The organism is Brevibacillus sp. B_LB10_24 (assembly GCF_046036945.1).
In the GTDB taxonomy this organism is placed as follows: domain Bacteria; phylum Bacillota; class Bacilli; order Brevibacillales; family Brevibacillaceae; genus Brevibacillus_C.
Window position 1 is genome coordinate 1 of record NZ_JBJQOQ010000038.1, and the last position, 22399, is coordinate 22399.

A 22399-nucleotide genomic window follows, 5' to 3' on the forward strand; every position below is an offset into this window, starting at 1 on the left:
CCTTTACGTTTAGAAGTGGGAGACTTCTTTCGGAGGGAAGTTAAATCCGCCGGCCGTATCTCCTCAGGTAATCCTCCACATCGTTGTAGACCCCTGACTGGTTGGCGTACTTGACGTAGTTTTTTGCTTTGCGCAGCCACTCCAGTGTGGAAGGCCGCACTTCTTCCAGCAGCGCTTCGAAATCAGCCATGCGCATCGGACGCTCGGAGCCGGTTTCGAGTATCTCGCCGAGGACCCGTTCGGCCGCCCTTTCGCACAGGTTTTCAATATCCGCTCCAGAGAAAAATTCCGTTCTGCCCGCGAGCAGCTTGGTGTCGATGTTCTCGATGTAGCGGCCCGCAAGCTTCAGGCGAAACATGTGCTCTCTCGCTTCCTCGTCCGGAGGTGCGACGAACACGAGCCGGTCGAACCGGCCGGGACGCTTGAGCGCGTCATCGACGTCCCACGGCATGTTGGTGGCGCCGATGACCAGCACCTGATCCGTGTCTGTATCGACACCTTCCATCTCGGTGAGGAAGGTATCGATCATCCCCCGCATGCTGGAAGAAGACTTGGAACGGTTGAAGCCGATCGTATCGATCTCGTCGAAAAACATAATGCTGGGTTTATGGGCCCTCGCCTTGTCGAATAGATCGCTCAGATTCTGTTCGCTTACGCCGATGTATTTGTCCAGAATATCGGTAATATGGATGGGGATGAACGTCGCCCGGCACTCCCCTGCCGTCGCCTTCGCCATAAACGTTTTGCCGCAGCCCGGCGGACCGTACATCAGCACGCCCCCGCCCGCCTTTTTGCGAAATTTGGAGAACAGCCCCTGGTTCTGAAAAGGACTGATAATCCGCAGTTGAATCGTCTTTTTGAGCTCCTTTAGGCCGGCTACATCTGCAAACGTTACTTTCTCAAGGGAGCTCGGACGGGGCGGCACGGCGGATTTTCCGCCATCCAGCACCTGCAGCCCGACGGCCGATCTGGCGAAGACGGCAGAACGATCGTTAGGGTCCGCCTCGGTTTCATCGTCATCTCCGTCATCTCCGTCATCTTCGGCAATATCTTCTTCATCTGCTTCGTCATCATCTGGGAATTCCACGTCCTCGTCATACGTCCCGTGATCGCCCGACGCAGGCTGTTCGGCGGCTTGGTCACCGCCTTGCTGCAGCCGTGCGGTCGCTAATGCGATGCCGTCTATCAATGCGATGCGGAGCACGTCATCGGTACAGACGGCGAGAGCGGCGCTGAATTGTCCGATGGCATCCACCCACTGCCCGCGCTCCGCGTATTCTTTGGCCAACCAGTACAAGGCTTCTGCATCGCCCGTATGCTCCAGCGCCATTCGTTTCAAAAAAGTGAGCCTGTCCATCTGTTCCGTATCCTTTCTCATATCGAAGAATGGTTTAGCAAATGCTTGTTACTCTACGAGACCAGCCGTCTTGGCCGAAACCCACGCCGGCAATCCCTTTTTCCAGAGGCGGGTTTGCCAGGGATCTAATTGCGCTGTTTCCGCAACCCACTTGAGTTCCGAGGTGCTGTAAACGCCCTGCAGCATCCCCCCAACCGCGACGATCCACCGCTCCTCGTCCACAATCTGTACGGGTGCATGCCAGGAGGCGGCATAGGAGGGATCATACGGATATTCAACCGGATTTTCTGCCGCATGGATCGATTCGGCGTACACCTGCAGATCGGCTAATAGAGCATGAAGCGAAGCCGCGTCCCCCCTGTGGAAAATTTCCTCTCCCCCCAGATAAAGCGACTTGTCGCGAAGAATCAGGTTCAACTCGGCCAATCCGGCCAAAGGGAGGATGACTCTGGCTCTTTTGCAAGAGTGCGACGCATTGTGGATGCACACTGCCCGGCCCGTTATGGCCACACCGAACGGCCCCTGACTCCCCTGCGCCGTCTCATGAAACGCCACCAGTTGTTCCGGGTCTGGAATTTGGCAGGCTTGACGAATGAGCGCTATCTGTTCGGGAGGACGTTCGTAGTCGCTTAGTTTGTCAAAAAAAGCATGTGCCCGGCAAACCGCCTCGATAAATTCCTCGTCCAAAAGCGGATATGACTCGTCAGGGTAGCTGGCCAGGATGGGCGTATCGAATTCGGCCAGGTGAGGCAGCGCCTTTACCTTCTCCAACAAATCGATCCATTCTTCCCCGCTGATCGGGCTCCCGAGTATGGAATACTTTTCAACGGAGTCCAGAAACACCGCACTCTGATCAGGCACAAACGCCACTTCGGCTTGGCGGATGCGGTACCAGGGGATAAACGCCTTGCCGCTCCCATACACCCTCCAGTAAAGCCCTTGATCGGTGAACACGATCCCTTCCTTTCCTTTGCCGAAATTCGTAAAATCGAAATACGCCCAGACGCTGCATTCCGCCGCCATGTCAAAATGCTCGCGAATCCGCTCGTGAATCGGACCGGGCAGCGTTTTCTTATAGATGCCGGCACCGCCGTACGGCTGAAGGATCCTCAAGAGAGCTTGATCCAACGTGCTCTCAACAGTTGTATCGGCTTTTAGGCCGGGTCCATCATCCGTCGACCCGATTTCCTCTCGCAGTAAGACGACCTGCGGCAGTTCGGATATCTCCTGCAGCAAATCAATCCATTCGAAAACCTTCAACGGACTGCCCAAAAGCGGGATCTCATTATTGGAAAAACGAAGTGTCCCTGCATCGGAACTCCACTTGTTCGGAGGCTCAAGGTTCGTCCAGGAAACAAAGGATCCCGAGAAGGCCTTCCAGTACAGTCCCTCCTCAGTGAACGCGATGCCTCCCCGGCCTTTGCCGATCATGGTAAAGTCAAAATAGACCAAAACCGGATCATCCTGCGGGATATTGCAGTGGGAGCGAACCTTCTCCAACATCTCTTCGGGAATCGGATGAGCGTAGACTTTGTTCCGGAGATAGGTGCTGCAGACGCGAAGCAGCGCTTGTCCCAACGTCTCCTCGTTACGCCCGGCACTCCCCTGATTCCCCTGGTCTTCTAGCAGGGCAAATTTCTGTGCCACATCCCGCAGTTCCGTTACCAAGGCTGCCAACTGGTCTCCGGACAAAGGGCACGACGCCAAACTGAATTCGAAAACCGAATCCAGTTTCAGATCACCTTTCTGAATTTGAATCGCAGTGATTTTTGCCAGTTTAGACCAGGGGAGGAACATCTTGGACCAAAGTGCTTTCCAGTAAATACCTCTTGTCGTAACGACAATGCCGTCCTTCCCGTAACCGAAAACCGTACCATCGAAAAAGGCGATCAACCGCGCTTCCTCCGGCACCTCAAATTTTTGCCGCAGCCGGGATTCTATTTTCTGCGGGATTTCGTCAATATAGCATTTTTCTCCTTTATAAGCTGAGCAGGCCTCGCTTAACGCCTGCACGAATGTCGTTGCATATTCCAAAGACTCTGCGACCCCTCTCACACCGAAATCGTTTTTTGCACTATTGCCGCTTTTTGAACAAACCAAAAATGGCAAAGATAATGCCAAGCAAAAGAATCAGAAGCAGGTATGGATAGTGAATCAGGCAGCGGTACAGCCCTTTCCAGATGGGTGTTGTATACAGCTTGCTTTTGCCGATCCGGGAGAGTGTTTCCAGCCAGGATTGGATCGCGGCATTATCCGGGAACAGCCGCTCCAACTCGCGAAAATGACGCACGGCCGCCAAATAACGCTTCTCCTCGTACAACATTTTTCCGTACGTCACCTGCATTTCCAGGTCCTCGGGCTTGAGCTGCAAATACGCCTTGAGCTCCTTGATCGGCCGATCAATGCCGAATTCCAATTGGAGCTGAATCGCTGTGAGCCAATTTGCAGGATCTTCCGGATAGACCGAGCAGAGCTGCTTCCAATAATTTTTCAAAAGACGGTAGTACTCTTTTGGATTCTGCTGGTATGCGTCAAGCGTTTGCTGTGCGTTCAACCCCTCCTCCAGGTGTGGATCAAGCATAAGCGCTTGTTCGGAATGGGATTTGGCGGAACGCAGGTCACCGTATCTCATATAAAGGAACGCCAGATTGGCATGAATTCCGGCTTGCGCAGAATCGAGAACGATGGCTGTTTTCAGGTGTTCAAGAGCTTCCGCCGGTTTGCCCAGCGCATCAAAGCATAAACCCAGCAGCCTGTATTGCTGCGGATCATCGGGCTGAAGGCGATTCGCCTCATGGAGCATCTCGATCGCCCGGTTCACGCGTGACAAATACGCCGGCTGTATCTCATTCCGGGACCACAGTCTTCCCGTTGCCCGATTCCTGTCCAGGCCATTATATAGCGCACTCGCCAGACTGTAACGGTAGGAGGGGGATTCCGGTTCCCTTTCGATACACCGCTCAAAAAAAACGGCTGCCTGATCAAACTCGTCCTTATCACTGCAAATTTGACCCATCACATCCAGACCGGCTGCCATATCCGGGTAGGCGGCAAGGATTTGTCGTGCGCTTTCCTCTGCTTCTTCATACTGCTTGAGACGGCGATACGCCATCGCCTGCAGATACAACACCACCGCATCCTGCGGATTCTCCCGCAGCAGTTCGTACGAGCTCGCGATCGCCTCCTCATACTTCGCTCTGTTGTACAATCCGTAAAGCCTTTCATACATTTGTTCCCGCAAGTCCGTTTGATCTACTTCAGTCGTATTGTTCATGTCTTATGATTCATCCTTCTCCTGCCGATATAAAAAGGTAGGCATTCTCCTTCTACGTATGCCAAGAAAACCATCTATTGGGTGAAATCCCCAGAATCTATTTTACACCAACTTCTCCCATTTTGAAAAATCGAAATGTCGAAAAAAGAAAAACACCGCGTCGTTTAGCATTCGAGCGGTGAAAACACGCTGCCAAATAAAGCGGTGGCGAGAATCAAAATGGTGATCTAAAACACACATTCACTCGCAATCGTTGAGATTAGATAACATAACATTTATTATGTCATCTAATTTCTCCATTAATTGCGACCGGCCCGCAACTCCCTTTTTCAAATCCAGCCTTCACAACTTGTTGCTCTGCGCAGACGGAGACTGAAAGATCAATTCCCCGTCCCGTCCGTATGCGGCAACCGAACCGTGCTGGTCACCTTCTCCGCTGTCGTCAATCGCGACATACCACAGCGTGAACCCGTCCTCATTTACTAGTTTCGCCTCATGCGTCTTTTGGCCAAGCGTCAAAACCACTTTTTCGATATTCGTGTCCAGTACCTGACCTAAATGTACCGATGCATATGTATTTTCCCCTTGGGCCTGGTATTTGTTCGTGATCCAGGTAGCTGCCCCGTAGGTGACGGGCACAGCATCCGCAACTCCAAAACCTGAATTACCCTGGTAATGCCACCCCTCTTCGTCATGGAAAAAATGAAGCAGCTTCAAGTCCTGCTTTGAATCTTCTTGCGAATGGGCGAAAGAAAAGGCGTACTGATCCCGCTCAACCGTATGGAGAATATTTGGCACTCCGCTCTCCTGCACGGCCTCTTGCAGCGATTTCGGCTGGTGATTTTCCGCGGGACCGGCACTGAGTTCATTCCCTTGGCATCCGGTGACAAATGTCATGAAAAGCAAAAATACGACAAAGAGATACTTCACTGGCAGAGACTCCTTTCGTTCGTCTCTATAGTATAACATGAAAAAAATCCCTGGGGTTATTTGCCGGGTGGAGACGACGGATCGGCCCGACCTTCATTGGTCATAGGCTATCATAAAAACGCCCTGCAGCGAATGCAAGGCGTTTTTTCCAAATCACTTCTTCTTTGTCAACAGCCCGATAGCGATATCCCAGAATGCCTCTTGGTCAATATCAAACACAATATCCACTAGCTGCGTACCTGCCGGGAAATTTTCCGGATGAGTAAAGTCGCGGCGGCGGGACTCGTGATACCCGATAGCGCGTCCGTAGTTTGGCCCGTAATTGGTATCAATGTCGATATACCTTTTTTCCATTTTTGTGATAATTTTTGGATCGAGGAAAACAGCTGCCGTGATGGCATCCCATACATAACTGGTCGCTTGCGGATTATTTTGGAACTGAGGTCCTTTCAAATCTTTAAACTGTTTGACGATCGGCGTTTCCGGATGACTTACGATTCGGTCATAGATTTTCTTATTAAAGGAGAACTTTTCAGCGATATCATTGGGAACGACAATTTGCCGCTTAAAAGGCGTGCGGAGCGCAATCTTGATCGATTCCGGATCATACCACCAGTTAAACTCGGCAGCAGGGGTCGTATTGCCGGGGATATCGATCGCTCCTCCCATGTAGATTACCTGTTTGACCATCGGCACGATTTCCGGATTCTTTTTCACAGCCAAAGCCAGATTCGTGGCAGGGCCCAGGGCAAAGATCGTGACCTCGTTCGGATTTTTCTTCACTTGATCCACAATAAAATCGACTGCAGTCGTATCCAGCGGTTTGGTTTTTGGATAACCGCCGTACGGTTCTTTTGCCAATTGCAAATAGGATGCAGGGCGAGGGCGGCTGTATGAACCCATATACTCGGTATTTCCGTATAATTTCTCTTCCGCATCCAGATGGCCCATGCGATTGCCCATTAATGCCTCTCCCGCACCCATCACGACGGGGATATCCTTACGGCCAATCAACTCCAGCTGCCGCAGGGCGTATGCGGTACCTTCTTCTACCCAGGTATTGCCGGCTACGGTGGTGACTCCCAGCACGTCTACATGATCCGAATTGGCGAGCATATACATCACATAGGCATCATCGTTTAGCTGTCCCATATCTGCATCAATAATGACTTTCTCTTTCTTGTCTGCAGCGCTTGCTGTCGGGATCAACCCGTTGTTGCCTGCAGGCATGCCAAGAGTGACTAACAGGAGAACAGCCATTGTAAACAATAGGACAAATTTGAAACGCTTCATTCAGACTCCTCCTCTTTTTTGACCAGATATTGTAAATTAATTCCATTTATACAGCTTTTATTTAACATTCTCCTTCGTGATATTGATTAATTCCACCATGTACTCATCCTGAACCTCTTTGCCGTTGATTAAATCGAGAGCGTATTTGACGCCATAGTACCCCATTTCATCGGGTCGTTGATCGATCGTGGAGATCATCTTGCCTTCTTTGATGTACTGCTTCGCCTGATCAAGGGCGTCGTAGGCCGCCACTTTGATCCGATCCGTCTTGCCAACGGCAGCAATCGCCTGAACCGCTCCAAAGGCCATCATGTCATTGGCGGCAAATACGCCATCCAGTTCGGGATTGGCTTGCAATATATTGGTCATCACGTTAAGCGCTTCTTCTGTCTTCCAGTTGGCCGATTGGGAAGCCACCACTTCGATGCCGCTGTATTCACTAAATGCCTTCATAGCGCCGGCTTTTCGATTTTCGGCGTTGTCGACGCCTTGAATCCCTTCGATAATCGCAACCTTCCCTTTGCCATTCAGCTGCTCAGCGAGATACTTGCCCGCCATGTACCCCCCATCTAAGTTGCTGGCGCCGACATAGGGAACCCGCAGTCCTGCAGCTTTTGCCGTTTCCGGGTCTACCTGGTTATCGATGTTCACAACTGTAATCCCGGCGTCTTGTGCCTTTTTCAGGACGGGGACAATTTCTTTTGAAGCGCTTGGGGCGATGACGATGGCATCCATTTTTTTCGCGATCATGTCTTCGACGATGGCAATCTGTTGTTCCACCGAGGTCTCCTCCTGGGCAGCCTGGGCATAGAGCTTGATCCCAAATTCACTTTCCGCCTTTTTTGCCCCCTCCTCCATGGCGATGAAGAAAGGGTTGCTTAACGTCTTCATGACGAGTGCCACCTGCAGTTGTTTTTTTCCCTGCGGTTGCGATCCTCCTTCAGAGGTGCCGGCATTCGGTGCGGTTTGAGTGGTACTGCATCCGGCTGCAAGTGAAGCCAGCAGGAAGATTCCTGCGATTGCCTGGAACAGGCGTTTCGAATTGATCATGCTTTCTCCCCCTCGAAAAAAGAATAGATAAGATAGAATAAAACTTTATCTAATAAATAACAGCGGGCCCGTGCTGTTAGTTATTACCTGCCAGATCTTTTTTGGCTCGACGGAACTGGTCGTAAAAGACGGCTCCGATGATCACCGCTCCAATGATGATCTGCTGTAAAAACGGAGACACGTTCAACAGGTTTAACCCGTTCTTTAACATGCCGATTAAAATGGCTCCCATGATGGTACCGCTGATCTTGCCTTCTCCACCGGACAGACTTGTTCCGCCGATGATCACGGCCGCAATCGCATCAAGTTCATACCCTACCCCGGCAATCGGCTGAGCAGCGTTCAAGCGGCCTGCCAGGATGATGGCTCCCAGTCCGCTGCAGATGCCGGATATCACGTACACCCAGATTTCGATCTTCATGGTGTTGATTCCCGATAAGCGGACGGCTTCCTTATTGCCGCCCAATGCATACACATACCTGCCAAACTTGGTGTAGTTCAGAATAAAACTGGCGATGATGGCTACTGCCAAGGCGTATATGACTGGCAGCGGTATGAACCCGATCGATCCTGCGCTAATCGTTACGAATGTTTCTGGAAACATGTGGATCGTTTGGCCATTCGTTATGTAAAGAGCGGTACCTCTGGCAATGCTCATCATGCCTAAAGTGGCAATAAAGGCAGGTACCCTGAATTTAGCGATGATCACGCCGTTAATCAAACCCAGTACGGCTCCCATCAAAATACAAAATACCAACGGGAGCCCAACACCCCATCCCGAGCTTAGCGTTAGACCCAGGATAACGCTGCTTAGTGCCGTCAAAGGCCCGACCGACAAGTCGATCCCGGCAGTAATGATCACAAAGGTCATGCCAACGGCCAAAATAGATGAAATCGAAACCTGCAAAAGAATATTCATCAGATTGGTAACATCTAAAAAGTACGGGCTGGAAAATGAAAGCAAAAGAAACAGGACGATGATCGCCACACCGATACCCAGCCTGTCAGAAATCTTCTGAAGCATCACTTATCCCCCAACCATAACTGACATGATTTGCTCTTGTGTTAAGCGTCCATCGTTGATGAACTCTCCTGTGATCCTGCCTTCGTTCATGACGATAATTCGGTTGCTGACACGCAGCACTTCCGGAAGATCGGAAGAAACGACGATGATGCTTTTTCCCGATGAAGCGAGATTCTCGATGAGCTGATAAATTTCTTCCCTCGCTCCCACGTCAATCCCCCGGGTAGGCTCGTCAAAGATGAGAATGTTACAGTCTGTAAGCAGCCACTTGGCGATAACCACCTTCTGCTGGTTTCCTCCGCTCAACAGCTTTACTTTTTTGTCATAAGAGCTGGCTGCGATTTGCAAGGTCTTCATCTGCTGCACAGCAACCTCTTTTTCCTTGGCCAAATGGAGCAGAAACGCTTTTGAGACCGCTTTCAAATTGGCCAACGTGATATTCTTTTCAATGCCGCTTTCAAGCACCAACCCCTCTCTTTTTCGATCCTCGCTTAAATAGCCGATGCCATGCCTTACCGCGTCTTTAGGAGAGCCTATCCGGATCGGCTTTCCGTTCAGGAATAACGATCCGTCATCGGGCCGGTATGCGCCAAAAATCGTTTTCATCAGTTCGGTTCTCCCAGAACCCACCAGACCGGCAAAACCGATGATCTCCCCTCTTTTTAATTCGAAGCTGACATTTTTCACCAACTGCCTATAAGTTAGCGCTTCCACCCTCAATACGGTCTCTTCGACAGTTCGATTGGCGGTTCCACGCTGCCTGTCTATCTTCCGCCCTACCATCTTGTTGATCAATTCCTCTGTTGTGACATCTTCCATGCGGACAGTGTCCACGTACTGCCCATCACGCAAGATGGTGACGCGGTCAACGATCTCCTTAAATTCATGCAGCCGGTGTGATATGTAGATAATCGCCACCCCTTCCCGCTTTAATTCCTTGATGATTCTGAACAATTCAGCCGCGTCTTTTTCGGAAATCGACGAGGTTGGCTCATCCATGATAATGATTTGACGTTTCTTGATTAAGGAACGGGCAATTTCGACCATTTGTTGCTGAGCCGTACTTAAATTTTTCACCAGGCTTCCGGGATCGATTTGGACTTTCATCTTCTGTAAAATTTCTCGCGTCTGTTTTTCCATTAACGGGAAGTCGACGATTGGCAGACTGCGGGTCAGTTCTTCTCCAAAAAAGACATTTTCAGCTACCGTCATAGCCGGGATCAGATTCATTTCCTGATAAATGGTGCTGATCCCGAGCCGCCGGGAATCAAGGGCGTTATGGATTTCGACCTCTTCATCCTGCAGGTAAATTTCCCCATCGTCCTTTTTTTGAGCGCCGCTCAATATTTTGATTAACGTAGATTTGCCCGCTCCGTTTTCTCCCAACAAACAGTGAACCTCGCCTTTCTTCAAGGTAAAACTGACATGATCCAGGGCTTGAACCCCTGGAAACGATTTGCAGATGTTCTCCATCCTCAGCAGGTACTTCTCTTCCAATTTCCCACCTCCCAGCACTGCAAATCGAAACGGAATATTTCGATTAGTTTCGATTGATTTTATATTAAGTTAATACGTAACAAAAAGCAACCATTAAAAAAGAAATATAACCTATTAAAGTTACGAATGCTTTGTTTTTCAAATCGTTATCGGGCTTATTGTGAAATGATTCTTTTAAAATTATAATGAATAATAGCTATTCATCTCATCTATATGGGAGTTCGGCACGGTTTCGATCATGTTTAAAATTAGGTGATAAAATGTTTGCTGCCGAAAGAATAAAGAAAATAAAGAAAATCCTGCTGGAATATAAAAAGGTGGATGTCTCACACCTCAGCCAGATTTTCTCTGTCTCTGAAGTGACGATCCGGAAGGACTTGGAGAAGTTGGAGAACGAGGGCTTTTTGACGAAGATACATGGGGGGGCTGTACTAAACGAACTGAGTCCCCTGGACATCCCCCAAAATCTAGTGGAAATTCCTGAATTCGAAAACAAACAAATGATTGGCATCATTGCCGCGCAAATGATCGCGAACAATGAAGCTGTCTTTATTGGCGCCGGCTCCACCTGTCTGCAAATTGCTAAACATATCAAAGACAGGAAGAACCTTACTGTTGTTACCAACAACATCAGTGTTGCAGTTGAGCTTTCCGTTGTTCCTACGATTCGCGTGGTACTAACCGGCGGTGACGTTCGGGCGGATGCCTTTACCCAATCTGTCGTGGGCCAACAGGTATTGGATGAGATAGGAGGAATCTATGTAGACAAAGCGTTCATCGGAGTTGGGGGAATCAGCCAGAAAAGAGGTTTTACCGTTCACGACTCCAATGATGCGGCAATCGCTGCTGCTATTGCCAAATCCAGCAATGAACTGATCATCGTAGCTGACCATACCAAATTTAATAAAATCGCTTTTTCCCCGTTGGGCGACTTGCTGTCAGCTGATAAGGTCATCTCTGATGAATCAGTACCTGAGGAGTACATTCAATACTTTTTTGAGCACGATATTCCCATATACACTACTTATCGACTGGACTAAGGGGGGAGAAACCCTTGGAATCTTCACATCCTCTGCTCGAAGTAAGGAATATACGCAAGGTGTACCATAATCAGGTTGCCTTGAAAGATGTCTGCCTTTCGCTCAATAAAGGAGAGATTCTTGCTCTTCTCGGAAAAAACGGTGCGGGAAAATCCACTTTGACAAACATCATTTCCGGTGCCATACCGGCTGACAGCGGCGATATCTACATCGATGGCCAAAAAGTAACCATTCAAAATCCTCAGGAAGCCATCAAACACGGGATCAGCGTCATTTATCAAGAGCTTCACCTTTTTGATAATTTGACGGTAGCGGAAAACCTCTTCTTTCACCAGTATCCAATGAAGCGGTTCTCGACAATTGATTGGCCTGCGCTTTACAGGCACACGCAAACACTCTGCGATTCTTATGGCTATGCCTTGGACGTCAGAAAAAAAGTGAGGGAACTGGGCAGAGGAGACCAACAGCTTGTTGCCATTTTAAAGACGATGTCGCAAAATACGAAAATCATTATAATGGATGAACCGACAAATTCCCTTTCCGAACTGGACGTTCAGAAGCTCTTTCACACGCTGCGGCAAATCAAGAAAGAGGGAATTTCCGTTATTTTTATTACTCACAATATTCAGGACATGTATCAAATTGCGGACCGCGTTGCCATCATTAATGACGGAGAGATTGCCAAGGTCATCACTTCCACAGATGAGATAGGCAGCCACGATATTCTTCATGCGATGGCCGGGAAGAACTTCAAACGACGGTATCCCAAACTTCCCGTCCCCAAACAAAGTGAGATTCTAAGGGTGAAAGGGCTGCATCATCAAGGCATCATCAAAGACATATCCTTTACCTTGCATCGGGGAGAAATTATCGGCATTGCCGGGTTGGTCGGGTCCGGCAGAACGACATTGCTAAAAACGTTGTTTGGGGCAAACGGCCCATATGAAGGCTCTGTACAGATAAAAGGCAGACAAGTTGACTTGTCCACACCGCAAGACGCGGTCAAACACGGAATTGCCTTTGTACCCGAAGATCGTAATTTGAGCGGATTAATCCCGAAGCTGGATATTATCGGAAATACTTCTATCTCTCACCTGCAAGGTGTAGAAAACGAAGTTCTTCGCTTTCTTATCGATAAAAAATACGAAAGTAACCGCATTCATACATACCTGAGGAAGCTGGCCGTCAAGTGGTTTTCGCCCAGACAGCCGATTCGCCAATTAAGCGGCGGAAATCAACAGAAGGTGCTGCTCGCCAGGTGGCTTTTTTCCAACAGCGATATCTTTCTCCTGGACGAACCCACAAAAAGCATCGATATTCCCAGCAAGGTTGAAGTTTTCAATATCATGAACGAACTTGTCCGCAATGGCAAAGGAATTATCTTTATCTCCTCAGACTTATCGGAAATCGTCGGCATGTGCGATCGCATTCTCGTCATGCACAATGGCATGATCGTCAAAGAATTGGACGGGAGCATCGCTACCAATGAACAAATCATTTACTTCGCTTCCGGGGGGACGTAACAATAAACCACACAGCCAGCAAAAGGCTGTGTGGTTTATTTTCATGCGCAGGCACCTTTACCTTTCCCCTTACAACACCTTGGAGAGGAACGCTTTTGTCCGCTCGTTCTGCGGATTTTTGAATATCTGTTCAGGCTGCCCCTCCTCGACGATGTATCCCCCGTCCATAAAAATGACGCGGTCGGCTACTTCGCGGGCAAAGCCCATCTCATGGGTGACAATCACCATCGTCATGCCTTCCGCCGCCAGATCCTTCATGACCTGCAGCACTTCCCCGACTGTTTCCGGGTCAAGGGCAGAAGTTGGCTCGTCAAACAGCATCACATGCGGCTCCATCGCCAGCGCACGGGCGATAGCCACCCGCTGCTGCTGGCCGCCGGACAAGCTTGCCGGATAGACGTTCGCTTTTTCGGCCAGACCTACCTTGCGGAGCAGCTGCATGCCAAGCGCTTCCGCTTCTTGCTGGGATTTGCCGCGCAGTTTGACTGGGCCGAGCATGATGTTTTCCAGCACGGTCATATGGGGAAACAGGTTAAACTGCTGAAAGACCATGCCTACCTTCTGCCGCAGCTTGTTGATATTCGCCTGCTTGTCCAGGATGTTTTCGCCTTCGATCAGGATCGTTCCGGAAGTAGGCTCTTCCAACAGGTTCAGGCAGCGCAAGAACGTGCTCTTCCCCGAGCCGGACGGACCGATGACACAGATCACTTCCTGCTGGGCGACGGTCACGCTGATATCCTTCAGTACCTCGAGATTGTCAAAAGACTTCTTTAAATTTTTTACTTCGATCATGGGTTAGCCAACGTCCTTTCCGCCTTTTCTTGCGCACCTCTACTCTTTGCCTGCCGGCCTGCCGGCCAGCTGTTCGTGCGTGCCGTCGCAGTAGGGCAGCTGTTTTGACTGACCGCAGCCGCACAGTGCCACTCGCTTCGGCTTGTCCACTTTGGTGATATACGGCCGGCGCTTTACGTGTTTTCCATTATGGGAACCGTCGCAGTACGGAGGTTCTTCCGACAGACCGCAGCAGCAATACGTTTTGACGCCGGGCAGCTCACAGAAGAGATAGGGCCGTTTCTTGTCGTACATGGCCATGATGCAGTTCCCCTTTCCTCGATCATCTCCTGCCTGGCGAAACAAAATGCTCATCACAGAAAAAGCCATCCCGATCGGATAGCTCTTTTTACCGCAGAGAAATCACCTTGGTCACGTTCGGCAGTTGATCGATTTTCGCAATAACTTCAGGTGGAATTCCTTCGTCTGTCAGGGAGACCAATAATGCATCTTTCCCCTTCTGCTCGCGCGATACGTTCAGTTTGGAGATGTTGATCATGTACTCGGCGAGTATCCGGGACACGTCCCGGACGACTCCGGGATAATCGATGTGGTACACCAGTACCCCATCGGCGTCCGGGGTGATCCGGCATGCGTATTCACCGATTTCGCCGATGAACGTTTCCCGGTAATCTTTTGCAAATGTATATTTACGATTGCCGATCCGAAGCACGGCGATGTGACTCGCGTACTCGCCAGAACTGGCCTCCACTTTTATGTCCGGCCGGGGAGTCACATCGGTGAGTCCATCGAGCAGCAGCCGGGTAATCTCTTGACGCTGCTCGGCGGCTAGGATCGTCAGTACAGCTCCATCCAAAGCAGGCTCAAAACGGTGAATCAATCCAGCCAAGGAGCGCAGCCCCGCGTAATCCGTCATAGCCAGCACTCGCACCTCCTGTGTCACTTTGGCATGCCCTCACCGGGCAGGTGACGCCTCCTTTATTATACGATGAACTTCCCTGCCCGTTCCAGCAAATCATTCGTCAAACTTCCACTGCTCCTGTTCTCTGATGATCGAGGAGTCGTTGATCGAGCAATACCAGGCGATGTGGCTCTGGCCGGATTTTTCGTAGTCAATCTTAAAAATCGTGTTGCCCTTTCCCGCCGTCGGAAACGGACTCTCATCCGGCGGCATCACTTCGATCTTGGTCACAGTCCCGCCGCGTGCGGCAATCTCTTGATGGATCAGCTCCACTTGCGCCTTCGCGCTGTTTTTCATCCCAAAGTAAGCGATGAGGCCGAAAATGATTGCAAGACCGAGAAAAGTCAAAATGATTAGCTTTGATTTTTTTGTTGGATCCAAGGCTCTCTCCATCCTTTAACTATTACTCCTGAAATGACAAAAACTAATTCTATTCTACCACAGTGCAATTAGAAAAACTTGGCTTATCGCCAAGTCAAATAGCGAAAGCCTTCGTTTTTCTTATTCTTTCCTCATTTAATGCGTTAGCGAAATTAAATTATCCTTAAGTATAAAAAAGCAGAGAAGTCTCCTTCCCCGCCTTTTCCCTGACTATTGGTTCGCTTCGTCCCTGATCTCCTCGCGAAAGCCTTCGACGCTCTCTTCGCGGCGCTGATTTTTCGCCTCGATATCGGCTTTATCCGCTTGGGACATCTCTTCCCCGTGAGCCTTCAGATAATCACGCGCTTCACGCATGTTTTCCATCGTATTTTGGACCATTTCCTGCAGTTTTTCCACGTTGTCAGATCGATCATCCGGTTTTGCCATGTCCTCTTCACTCCTGTCATTTCAAATTCCTTGCTACCCTTACATTTTGTGCATAGCGAGGAATTTTTATGTGAAAGAGGCTTATGCGCTTTTTACTACCTGATCGATCGTTCCTCCGCCCAGGCAGACCTCCCCGTCGTAAAAGACGACGGCTTGCCCTGGTGTGACCGCTTTTTGCGGCTGATCGAACAGCACTTCCGCGCGGTCGCCGTCCAGGGGGCGCACCGTGACCCCTTGATCAGGCTGGCGGTAGCGGAACTTTGCCGTGCAGTGAAACTCCGCTTGCGGGGCATTTCCGCTGATCCAGTTGACACCTGTCGCGACCAGACTGGTAGAAAACAAGCGGGGGTGGGAGGCTCCTTGGGCGACGATCAGTTCGTTCTTCTCCAGATCTTTGTCGACGACAAACCACGGTTCCCCGCTGCCGATCCCGCCGATGCCAAGTCCCTGCCGCTGACCCAGCGTGTAGTACATCAAGCCGTCGTGGCGGCCGATCTCCTGTCCGTCCACCGTTTTGATCACGCCGGGCTGGGCAGGCAGGTAGTGCTGCAAAAACTCGCGGAAATTGCGCTCGCCGATGAAGCAAATTCCCGTGCTGTCTTTCTTTTTTGCCGTAGCAAGACCGGCCCGTTCCGCGATTTCCCGCACCTGCTGCTTGGGCAGATGGCCGATCGGGAACATCGTCTTGGAAAGCTGATCCTGATTCAAGGCGTTGAGAAAATAGGTTTGATCCTTGTTTTGGTCCACGCCGCGGAGCAGCTTGTACACCCCGCCCTCATTTTCCACGCGGGCGTAATGGCCGGTCGCGATGTAGTCGCCCCCCAGCTTCAGCACTTTGGACAAGAGTTCGCCGAACTTGATTTCCCGGTTGCACATGACGTCGGGATTGGGCGTGCGCCCCCGGCGGTACTCGTCGAGAAAGTAGGTAAACACCTTGTCCATGTACTCTTTCTCAAAGTTGACCGTATAGTACGGGATGCCGATTTGATCGCATACCCGCCTTACATCTTGAAAGTCTTCTTCGGCTGTACAGTGGCCGAACTCGTCTGTATCATCCCAGTTTTTCATGAAAATCCCGACTACATCGTACCCCTGCTCTTTTAAGAGCAAAGCCGTCACAGACGAGTCTACACCACCTGACATCCCGACGATCACGCGCGTTTCTGCTGGTGATTTCTTCATGTGTCTTTCCCTCTTTCACGAAACGTCTGGCGTCAGTTTGTAGACGTAGCGCCGTACATCAGCTGACGCTGCTTTTGCACCTCTTCGTTTGCCAAATAATCGTCGTAGTTCATTTCCTTATCGATCAGGCCGGACGGAGTGATTTCAATAATCCGGGTGGCCACGGTCTGGATCAGCTGATGGTCGTGCGAGACGAACAAGAGCGTGCCGGTAAACTCGGACAGCCCGTTGTTTAGAGCCGTAATCGACTCCAGATCCAGGTGGTTGGTCGGTTCGTCCAGCAGCAGCACATTGGCTCCCGTAAGCATCATCTTTGCCATCATGCAGCGCACCTTTTCTCCTCCGGACAAGACATTGGACTTCTTCAAGGCCTCTTCGCCGGAGAACAGCATCCGCCCTAAAAACCCGCGCACAAAGGTCTCATCCTGCTCTTTGGAGTACTGCCGCAGCCAATCGACCAGTGACAGATCCGTATCGAAATAGGCAGAGTTGTCCTTGGGGAAATACGCCTGCGTGGTAGTGACCCCCCAACTGAACTCTCCGCTGTCTGCTGCCAGTTCATTCATGATGATCCGAAACAGCGTGGTCTTCGCCAACCCATCCGGTCCGACGAAGGCGATCTTGTCTCCTTTGTTGACCGTAAAACTGATGTTGTCGAGAACCTTTTCGCCGTCGATCGTCTTGCTGAGCTGCTCGATCGTCAAAATCTGCTTGCCCGCTTCCCGGTCCGGTTTGAAATTGATGTACGGATAGCGGCGGGAAGACGGCTTGATGTCTTCGAGCGTCAGTTTTTCCAACTGCTTTTTCCGCGAGGTGGCCTGTCTGGACTTGGAGGCGTTGGCGCTGAAGCGCTGGATAAAACGCTCCAACTCCTTTATTTTCTCCTCTTTTTTCTTATTTGAATCTTTGGCTAGCTGCAGCGCCAGTTGGCTGGACTCGTACCAGAAATCGTAGTTGCCGACGTAGAGCTGAATTTTGCCAAAGTCGATGTCCGCGATATGGGTACAAACCTGGTTGAGAAAGTGACGATCATGGGAGACGACGATCACTGTGCTCTCAAAGTTGTAGAGAAAGTTCTCCAGCCAGTTGATCGATTCGATATCCAGATGGTTCGTCGGCTCGTCCAGAAGCAGGACCCCTGGCCGGCCAAACAGGGCCTGAGCCAGCAGCACGCGCACTTTTTCGTTTCCGCTGAGGTCTTTCATCTGTTTGTCGTGAAGCTGTGTCGGAATACCGAGCCCGATCAAGAGCTCCGCCGCTTCCGCTTCCGCCTGCCAGCCATTCAGCTCTTCGAACTCCCCTTCCAACTCTGAGGCTCTGATGCCGTCCGCTTCGGAAAAATCAGCTTTCGAATAGAGGGCGTCTTTTTCCTGCATGATCTCATACAGCCTGCCGTGCCCCATGATGACGGTGGTCAAAACCGGGAACTCGTCGTATTCAAAGTGGTTTTGCTTGAGCACGGCCAAGCGCTCGCCCGGTGTGATGAAGACTTCCCCTTTGGTCGGTTCGATCTCTCCGGAAAGTATTTTCAGAAACGTGGATTTCCCCGCTCCATTTGCCCCGATAAGCCCGTAACAATTGCCGGGCGTAAACTTGATGGTAACATCCTCAAACAGCACCCGTTTCCCGTACTGCAGGGAAACTCCACTTGTACTTATCATTTGTGTACCTTCCTTTTTACCCTTATTTCTGTCTTAAATGATTATTATAACAGATTCTCTGTGTATGAGAAATGGAAGCGGCTGCCCAAAGTGTGCTGACCAAGCTGAAAAAATGTCGTGCAATCTGGCACTCGGAGGCATGAAGCATTATGATAGAAGGAGACCCTCCAGATTTTTATCAACGGGTCCAACTTTATAAAGAAGCGAAATGAGGAGACTTTACACTTATAGCCCGAAAGTCGTTCCCGATTTTCCCATGGAGATGATGATCTATGTCCTCTCTGGACCTATTGGAGCGAAAGCTGCTGAAAATCTTTGCCGAAGCGCAAACCCTCAACATGAAGCATCGCCAGTATCAAAAAAGGCGCTATCCTCAATTAGTCAACCGCGAAATGACTGACGAGGAAAAGCGCGAGATGCTGGCCCTGTTCATCCGGCGAATCGAGACCTTGCCAGCAGAAAAACAGCAGGAGGTCCTAGAACTCCTTCGCCTTTACGATATCCACAAGGACAACAGTGACTGATGTCCTGTTGCCGTGTCCTGCTTCGTGGACATACTTGCTAAGAGAATAAAGTGCAGGCAGAAAGAAAAAAATGGAGCGAACGCAGGCCTTGGCAACGCCCACCCAGTCGGAACGAAAAAAAAACGGCACACGCTTGTCGACCAAATTCTACGTTGAGATGCCTACAGTCCTTTTTGGTCGACGTGCCGTTTTTTGTAGTGCAGACGGCCAGTCCAGCTTCCCCGCTGGCGTGCCACGAACGAAGCGGGCCCATTTTTGTCTTTCTCCACCCACAATGTTCTCAAACGTCAAAGAGGAAGCGGGGTACTTTACCTCGCGTTTCCCGTTTCAAATATGCTTACATGTNTCCCCGCTGGCGTGCCACGAACGAAGCGGGCCCATTTTTGTCTTTCTCCACCCACAATGTTCTCAAACGTCAAAGAGGAAGCGGGGTACTTTACCTCGCGTTTCCCGTTTCAAATATGCTTACATGTTCCAATTCAACTGACGACCGCCAATCAAATGATAGTGCAGGTGAAAGACCGTCTGCTGCCCGTGCGGCCCAATGTTGGTCACAACCCGGAATCCGTCCTCATCTACCCCCAACTCCTTGGCTACCTTCTGCAGAACGAGATGCAGATGTCCGATCAACTCCTTGTCCTCCGGCTGAATGGCCATCAGAGAAGGTATATGCTTCTTGGGGATGGCCAGCACGTGCTCCGGCGCGATGGGCTGAATGTCGCGGAAGACGATCACCTGATCATCTTCGTACACGATGTTCGCCGGCAGTTCTTTGTTGCTGATTTTGCAAAAAATACAATCCATCGTCAATCTCTCCCTTCGATTCATGACTGCTTATCATCACAATTTGTCTATTTTTGCGCTTTCCCAGGAAAAGCTGAGCTGCTCGTAGCGCGGTTGGCTGCCCTCGTCTGGGCCCTGCGGGGCGAAATCGGAAAACCCCACTCCCACGAGCCGCACGCCTGCCGAGTAGTCGAAAGCGTCGACCAGCTCTTCCAGCAGCCTTTGCCAGTTCACGTCACCATCCGTCTTGCGCCGCTTGCTGCGCTGGGTGAAGTCGGAGTACTTGATCTTCAGGATCAAGGTCTTCGGCCGGACACCTTCCTCCTCCACATCCTCCAGCACTTTCACGAGCAGGCTGCGAGCCGCCGCCAGCACTCTCTCCCGCGTGTAGATGTCGACGGACAGCGTCGTTTCCCTGCTGACTGATTTGACCGGCCGGTTCATCACGATATCCCGCGAATCTTCGCCGCGTGCCAAGCCGTATAGCGTATGACCGTATTTGCCAAACAAGCCGACGACCTCTTCCCGGGACAAAGCCCAAAAGTCCTCAACGGTGTAAATCCCGCGCGATGCCAGCATCTCTTGCGACTTCTTGCCTACGCCGTTCAGGCTGCCGATCGGCAGTTCCCGGAGGACGTCCAGCGCCTGCTCCGGGCGGATGACCACGAAGGCGTCCGGCTTTTTCAAATCGCTGCCGATCTTGGCCAGCGACATGTTGTAGGAAAGGCCGATGCTGCAAGTCAGCCCGGTCTCCGCCTTGATCCGCCGCTTCAGCTCCCGGGCGACGGGAATCGCGTCGGGATAGTCGGTGAGATCCAGGTAAGCCTCATCAAGACCCACGGTTTGGTATGTACGCGTATACTGTGTGTAGATCGCGCGAATCTCGGCGGACTTTTCCTGATACCGCTCATACCGCACTGGCAAAAATACCCCGTGAGGGCATTTTTTCCGGGCCAGAGCAGCCGGCATCGCCGATCTTACCCCGTATGCCCGCGCTTCATAACTGCAGGTGGCCACCACGCCGCGGCGGCGGGTACCGCCGACGATCACCGGCTTGCCGCGCAGTTCCGGGTGATCCAGCTGTTCAACACTGGCAAAGAAGGCGTCCAAATCAAGGTGCAGGTACTTCTTCATCGGGAAGCCCCCAAACATACATTCTCCTCACCAGTATTATCAACTGTTCAGCGCAAAAATGCAAGTCCTGGAAGGCCCGCCCTGCACAAGCGTATCAACGGCGGAGCGGTTAGTCGTCTTGCAAAAATGAGACTGCCAACCGGATCATCTCCGACTCCCAAACCGCGCTGTTAAAGGTGTGGTCCGCTCCCTCGATGAAGTGAACCTCGGCCCTTGGGCCGTATACGCGTTCCTTGTAGCGATGGGATACCTCTGCCGGGACAGTCGCGTCGTTGGTGCCGTGAATCAGCAGCACCTCTCCGGAAAACGGTTTGGACCGTTCAAAGATGTCCATCTCTTTCAGATCCTCGGCAAACGCCCGCCCGACGAGGTTGCCGCCGTAGTCCGCCACTTTCACCTCCGGATCGGCCAGGTACTCTCCAGCCACGTGCTGGACAATCTCGTATATGTTTCCGGCGGGGGCCAGCAGCACCAGCTTCTCGATCTCGTCCGGTCGGTCTCCAGCCAGGATACCGGCCACGGCTCCCCCCATGCTCAATCCAATGAGGCTTGTGCGGGCGGGGTCAAACCGGCGATGTCCCTTTACGTAATCGAGAATGCTGTGGGCTTCGGCGACTTCCTTGGAGAGAGTCATCTCCTCAAAGTTGCCGTCGCTCTCCCCGCTGCCCAGAAAATCAAAGCGGACACTTGCGATGCCGACTCCTTCCAGCGCTCTTGAAAGCTTTAAAAACATCCGGTGCGGTTCCAGCTTGGTACCGGTAAAGCCGTGAAACAGAATGACGGCGGGAAAGCGCTCTTGTGTCGAGTGATCAGGAATGTGCTCCATCCCCCGCAGCGTCATGCCCGCATGGGTCAGAGTGATCGCTGTCTGCATACATCTCCTCCTCTTTCCGGTTAGATTGGCAGCAGAGGAATCGTCTCCATCTCTTCCAGCTGCTTCACCATATCGTGCCAGGCTTGCGGCTTGTTGGGCAGAACGGTGTAGTACCGCTTGACGAACGAGGCGACCAGATCCGCATTCAGTTCGGTCAGGTCATTCGCGATCGGCAGGAAACAAAGGTCGAGTCCGCTGACCGCCTCTCCGTCGTTGTTCCACGACGGGTGTACATACGGAAAGTCCAGCCGCTTGTATCCCAAATGCGACAAGACTTCACGCCGCACAAACGGATCCATCGGCTTGACGCCGCCAAAGGCTAGCTGCTCCACCCGGTACGGATCGTAAATCTCCGCAAACATGCCGTACAGCTTCTTGCCGCACGATTCGGCCCAAGCGTTGAGATCTGCTTTTCGCCGCTCCGCCAAGAAGCGTCCGACACCCAGCCCCTCGCGGCCGATGATCGTAAAATCGGTCATGGCCACGTTCACATCCTCATAGTAGCGGTATTCCGTAGCACCGACCACTTCCCCCTGATGGACGGCGACACATACGCGGATGCCGTCATCAGCGAGCGGCTCTTCCCAGAGGGAAAACTCCAGTACCTCTTCGGGCGGAAATACCGTTTGCATGAGCTGGTGCATTTTCGTAAAAAGCGGATCGTGAATATCTGTAATTCTGATGTACTGCATG

General features: G+C 51.3%; 22 protein-coding genes. 3 read left to right on the forward strand and 19 right to left on the reverse strand.

Annotated elements, in window-relative coordinates; genetic code table 11:
- Positions 1–40: 40 nt before the first annotated feature.
- The 8 genes from ACI7RC_RS23680 to ACI7RC_RS23715 all read right to left on the reverse strand — a co-directional run bounded on the left by ACI7RC_RS23680 (position 41) and on the right by ACI7RC_RS23715 (position 10401).
- Entirely contained in the window at positions 41–1357 is a 1317-nt protein-coding gene (locus ACI7RC_RS23680; RefSeq protein ID WP_408110656.1) for an AAA family ATPase, read from the reverse strand.
- A gap of 48 nt (positions 1358–1405) precedes the next feature.
- Positions 1406–3391, reverse strand: coding sequence for a hypothetical protein (locus ACI7RC_RS23685; protein WP_408110657.1), 1986 nt, complete (start codon positions 3389–3391; stop codon positions 1406–1408).
- 40 nt (positions 3392–3431) lie between these two features.
- Positions 3432–4631 (reverse strand): tetratricopeptide repeat protein, encoded by a 1200-nt coding sequence (locus ACI7RC_RS23690; protein WP_408110658.1) that lies wholly within the window; start codon positions 4629–4631, stop codon positions 3432–3434.
- Positions 4632–4973: 342 nt separating this feature from the next.
- Positions 4974–5561 carry a hypothetical protein gene (locus tag ACI7RC_RS23695; RefSeq protein WP_408110659.1) on the reverse strand — a complete coding sequence of 196 codons (588 nt, stop codon included), beginning with the start codon at positions 5559–5561 and terminating at the stop codon, positions 4974–4976.
- A 153-nt stretch (positions 5562–5714) separates the two neighbouring features.
- Positions 5715–6854 (reverse strand): nucleoside hydrolase, encoded by a 1140-nt coding sequence (locus ACI7RC_RS23700; protein WP_408110660.1) that lies wholly within the window; start codon positions 6852–6854, stop codon positions 5715–5717.
- A 57-nt stretch (positions 6855–6911) separates the two neighbouring features.
- Positions 6912–7904, reverse strand: coding sequence for a sugar ABC transporter substrate-binding protein (locus ACI7RC_RS23705; protein WP_408110661.1), 993 nt, complete (start codon positions 7902–7904; stop codon positions 6912–6914).
- A 76-nt stretch (positions 7905–7980) separates the two neighbouring features.
- The gene (locus ACI7RC_RS23710; RefSeq protein WP_408110662.1) at positions 7981–8928 is read right to left on the reverse strand and encodes an ABC transporter permease; all 948 of its coding nucleotides are present in this window, start codon (positions 8926–8928) and stop codon (positions 7981–7983) included.
- A gap of 3 nt (positions 8929–8931) precedes the next feature.
- Positions 8932–10401, reverse strand: coding sequence for a sugar ABC transporter ATP-binding protein (locus tag ACI7RC_RS23715; protein ID WP_408110700.1), 1470 nt, complete (start codon positions 10399–10401; stop codon positions 8932–8934).
- 284 nt (positions 10402–10685) lie between these two features.
- Between ACI7RC_RS23715 and ACI7RC_RS23720 the strand changes: the two genes are divergently transcribed.
- Both ACI7RC_RS23720 and ACI7RC_RS23725 read left to right on the forward strand, forming a co-directional pair.
- Positions 10686–11465: a DeoR/GlpR family DNA-binding transcription regulator gene (locus ACI7RC_RS23720; RefSeq protein WP_408110663.1), complete on the forward strand. Its 780-nt coding sequence runs from the start codon at positions 10686–10688 to the stop codon at positions 11463–11465.
- 14 nt (positions 11466–11479) lie between these two features.
- Positions 11480–12988: a sugar ABC transporter ATP-binding protein gene (locus tag ACI7RC_RS23725; RefSeq protein WP_408110664.1), complete on the forward strand. Its 1509-nt coding sequence runs from the start codon at positions 11480–11482 to the stop codon at positions 12986–12988.
- A gap of 69 nt (positions 12989–13057) precedes the next feature.
- Here ACI7RC_RS23725 and ACI7RC_RS23730 read toward each other — a convergent pair whose 3' ends face one another.
- The 7 genes from ACI7RC_RS23730 to ACI7RC_RS23760 all read right to left on the reverse strand — a co-directional run bounded on the left by ACI7RC_RS23730 (position 13058) and on the right by ACI7RC_RS23760 (position 18391).
- Entirely contained in the window at positions 13058–13780 is a 723-nt protein-coding gene (locus tag ACI7RC_RS23730; RefSeq protein ID WP_408110665.1) for an amino acid ABC transporter ATP-binding protein, read from the reverse strand.
- A gap of 39 nt (positions 13781–13819) precedes the next feature.
- Positions 13820–14134 (reverse strand): CDGSH iron-sulfur domain-containing protein, encoded by a 315-nt coding sequence (locus ACI7RC_RS23735; RefSeq protein ID WP_408110701.1) that lies wholly within the window; start codon positions 14132–14134, stop codon positions 13820–13822.
- 34 nt (positions 14135–14168) lie between these two features.
- Positions 14169–14696, reverse strand: a complete 528-nt coding sequence (locus tag ACI7RC_RS23740) for an ACT domain-containing protein (RefSeq protein WP_408110702.1) — start codon at positions 14694–14696, stop codon at positions 14169–14171.
- A 99-nt stretch (positions 14697–14795) separates the two neighbouring features.
- A complete protein-coding gene (locus ACI7RC_RS23745; protein WP_408110666.1) occupies positions 14796–15122 on the reverse strand; it encodes a hypothetical protein in 327 nt (108 codons plus the stop codon).
- A 210-nt stretch (positions 15123–15332) separates the two neighbouring features.
- Positions 15333–15548, reverse strand: a complete 216-nt coding sequence (gene tlp / locus ACI7RC_RS23750) for a small acid-soluble spore protein Tlp (protein WP_408110667.1) — start codon at positions 15546–15548, stop codon at positions 15333–15335.
- An 81-nt stretch (positions 15549–15629) separates the two neighbouring features.
- Positions 15630–16730, reverse strand: coding sequence for a tRNA 2-thiouridine(34) synthase MnmA (mnmA, locus tag ACI7RC_RS23755; protein WP_408110668.1), 1101 nt, complete (start codon positions 16728–16730; stop codon positions 15630–15632).
- A 32-nt stretch (positions 16731–16762) separates the two neighbouring features.
- The gene (locus ACI7RC_RS23760; RefSeq protein WP_408110669.1) at positions 16763–18391 is read right to left on the reverse strand and encodes an ABC-F family ATP-binding cassette domain-containing protein; all 1629 of its coding nucleotides are present in this window, start codon (positions 18389–18391) and stop codon (positions 16763–16765) included.
- A 272-nt stretch (positions 18392–18663) separates the two neighbouring features.
- Here ACI7RC_RS23760 and ACI7RC_RS23765 point away from each other — a divergent pair, with 272 nt between their 5' ends.
- Positions 18664–18915, forward strand: a complete 252-nt coding sequence (locus tag ACI7RC_RS23765) for a hypothetical protein (RefSeq protein ID WP_408110670.1) — start codon at positions 18664–18666, stop codon at positions 18913–18915.
- 465 nt (positions 18916–19380) lie between these two features.
- Here ACI7RC_RS23765 and ACI7RC_RS23770 read toward each other — a convergent pair whose 3' ends face one another.
- From ACI7RC_RS23770 to ACI7RC_RS23785, 4 genes are all read right to left on the reverse strand, one after another.
- The gene (locus ACI7RC_RS23770; RefSeq protein WP_408110671.1) at positions 19381–19719 is read right to left on the reverse strand and encodes a histidine triad nucleotide-binding protein; all 339 of its coding nucleotides are present in this window, start codon (positions 19717–19719) and stop codon (positions 19381–19383) included.
- 36 nt (positions 19720–19755) lie between these two features.
- A complete protein-coding gene (gene dinB, locus ACI7RC_RS23775; RefSeq protein ID WP_408110672.1) occupies positions 19756–20832 on the reverse strand; it encodes a DNA polymerase IV in 1077 nt (358 codons plus the stop codon).
- 109 nt (positions 20833–20941) lie between these two features.
- Positions 20942–21706, reverse strand: a complete 765-nt coding sequence (locus ACI7RC_RS23780) for an alpha/beta hydrolase (protein ID WP_408110673.1) — start codon at positions 21704–21706, stop codon at positions 20942–20944.
- A 20-nt stretch (positions 21707–21726) separates the two neighbouring features.
- Entirely contained in the window at positions 21727–22398 is a 672-nt protein-coding gene (locus tag ACI7RC_RS23785; protein ID WP_408110674.1) for a GNAT family N-acetyltransferase, read from the reverse strand.
- Between the last annotated feature and the right edge of the window lies 1 nt (position 22399).

Coding starts and splice junctions, on each gene's coding strand:
- ACI7RC_RS23740 (WP_408110702.1), bottom strand. CDS start 14,696: ATGACGGATTACGCGGGGCTGCGCTCCTTGGCTGGATTGATTCACCGT.
- ACI7RC_RS23715 (WP_408110700.1), bottom strand. CDS start 10,401: ATGGAGAACATCTGCAAATCGTTTCCAGGGGTTCAAGCCCTGGATCAT.
- ACI7RC_RS23680 (WP_408110656.1), bottom strand. CDS start 1,357: ATGGACAGGCTCACTTTTTTGAAACGAATGGCGCTGGAGCATACGGGC.
- dinB (WP_408110672.1), bottom strand. CDS start 20,832: ATGAAGAAGTACCTGCACCTTGATTTGGACGCCTTCTTTGCCAGTGTT.
- ACI7RC_RS23765 (WP_408110670.1), top strand. CDS start 18,664: ATGTCCTCTCTGGACCTATTGGAGCGAAAGCTGCTGAAAATCTTTGCC.
- ACI7RC_RS23705 (WP_408110661.1), bottom strand. CDS start 7,904: ATGATCAATTCGAAACGCCTGTTCCAGGCAATCGCAGGAATCTTCCTG.
- ACI7RC_RS23785 (WP_408110674.1), bottom strand. CDS start 22,398: ATGCAGTACATCAGAATTACAGATATTCACGATCCGCTTTTTACGAAA.
- ACI7RC_RS23710 (WP_408110662.1), bottom strand. CDS start 8,928: ATGCTTCAGAAGATTTCTGACAGGCTGGGTATCGGTGTGGCGATCATC.
- mnmA (WP_408110668.1), bottom strand. CDS start 16,730: ATGAAGAAATCACCAGCAGAAACGCGCGTGATCGTCGGGATGTCAGGT.
- ACI7RC_RS23700 (WP_408110660.1), bottom strand. CDS start 6,854: ATGAAGCGTTTCAAATTTGTCCTATTGTTTACAATGGCTGTTCTCCTG.
- ACI7RC_RS23770 (WP_408110671.1), bottom strand. CDS start 19,719: ATGGATTGTATTTTTTGCAAAATCAGCAACAAAGAACTGCCGGCGAAC.
- ACI7RC_RS23720 (WP_408110663.1), top strand. CDS start 10,686: ATGTTTGCTGCCGAAAGAATAAAGAAAATAAAGAAAATCCTGCTGGAA.
- ACI7RC_RS23760 (WP_408110669.1), bottom strand. CDS start 18,391: ATGATAAGTACAAGTGGAGTTTCCCTGCAGTACGGGAAACGGGTGCTG.
- ACI7RC_RS23780 (WP_408110673.1), bottom strand. CDS start 21,706: ATGCAGACAGCGATCACTCTGACCCATGCGGGCATGACGCTGCGGGGG.
- ACI7RC_RS23690 (WP_408110658.1), bottom strand. CDS start 4,631: ATGAACAATACGACTGAAGTAGATCAAACGGACTTGCGGGAACAAATG.
- ACI7RC_RS23730 (WP_408110665.1), bottom strand. CDS start 13,780: ATGATCGAAGTAAAAAATTTAAAGAAGTCTTTTGACAATCTCGAGGTA.
- ACI7RC_RS23735 (WP_408110701.1), bottom strand. CDS start 14,134: ATGAGCATTTTGTTTCGCCAGGCAGGAGATGATCGAGGAAAGGGGAAC.
- tlp (WP_408110667.1), bottom strand. CDS start 15,548: ATGGCAAAACCGGATGATCGATCTGACAACGTGGAAAAACTGCAGGAA.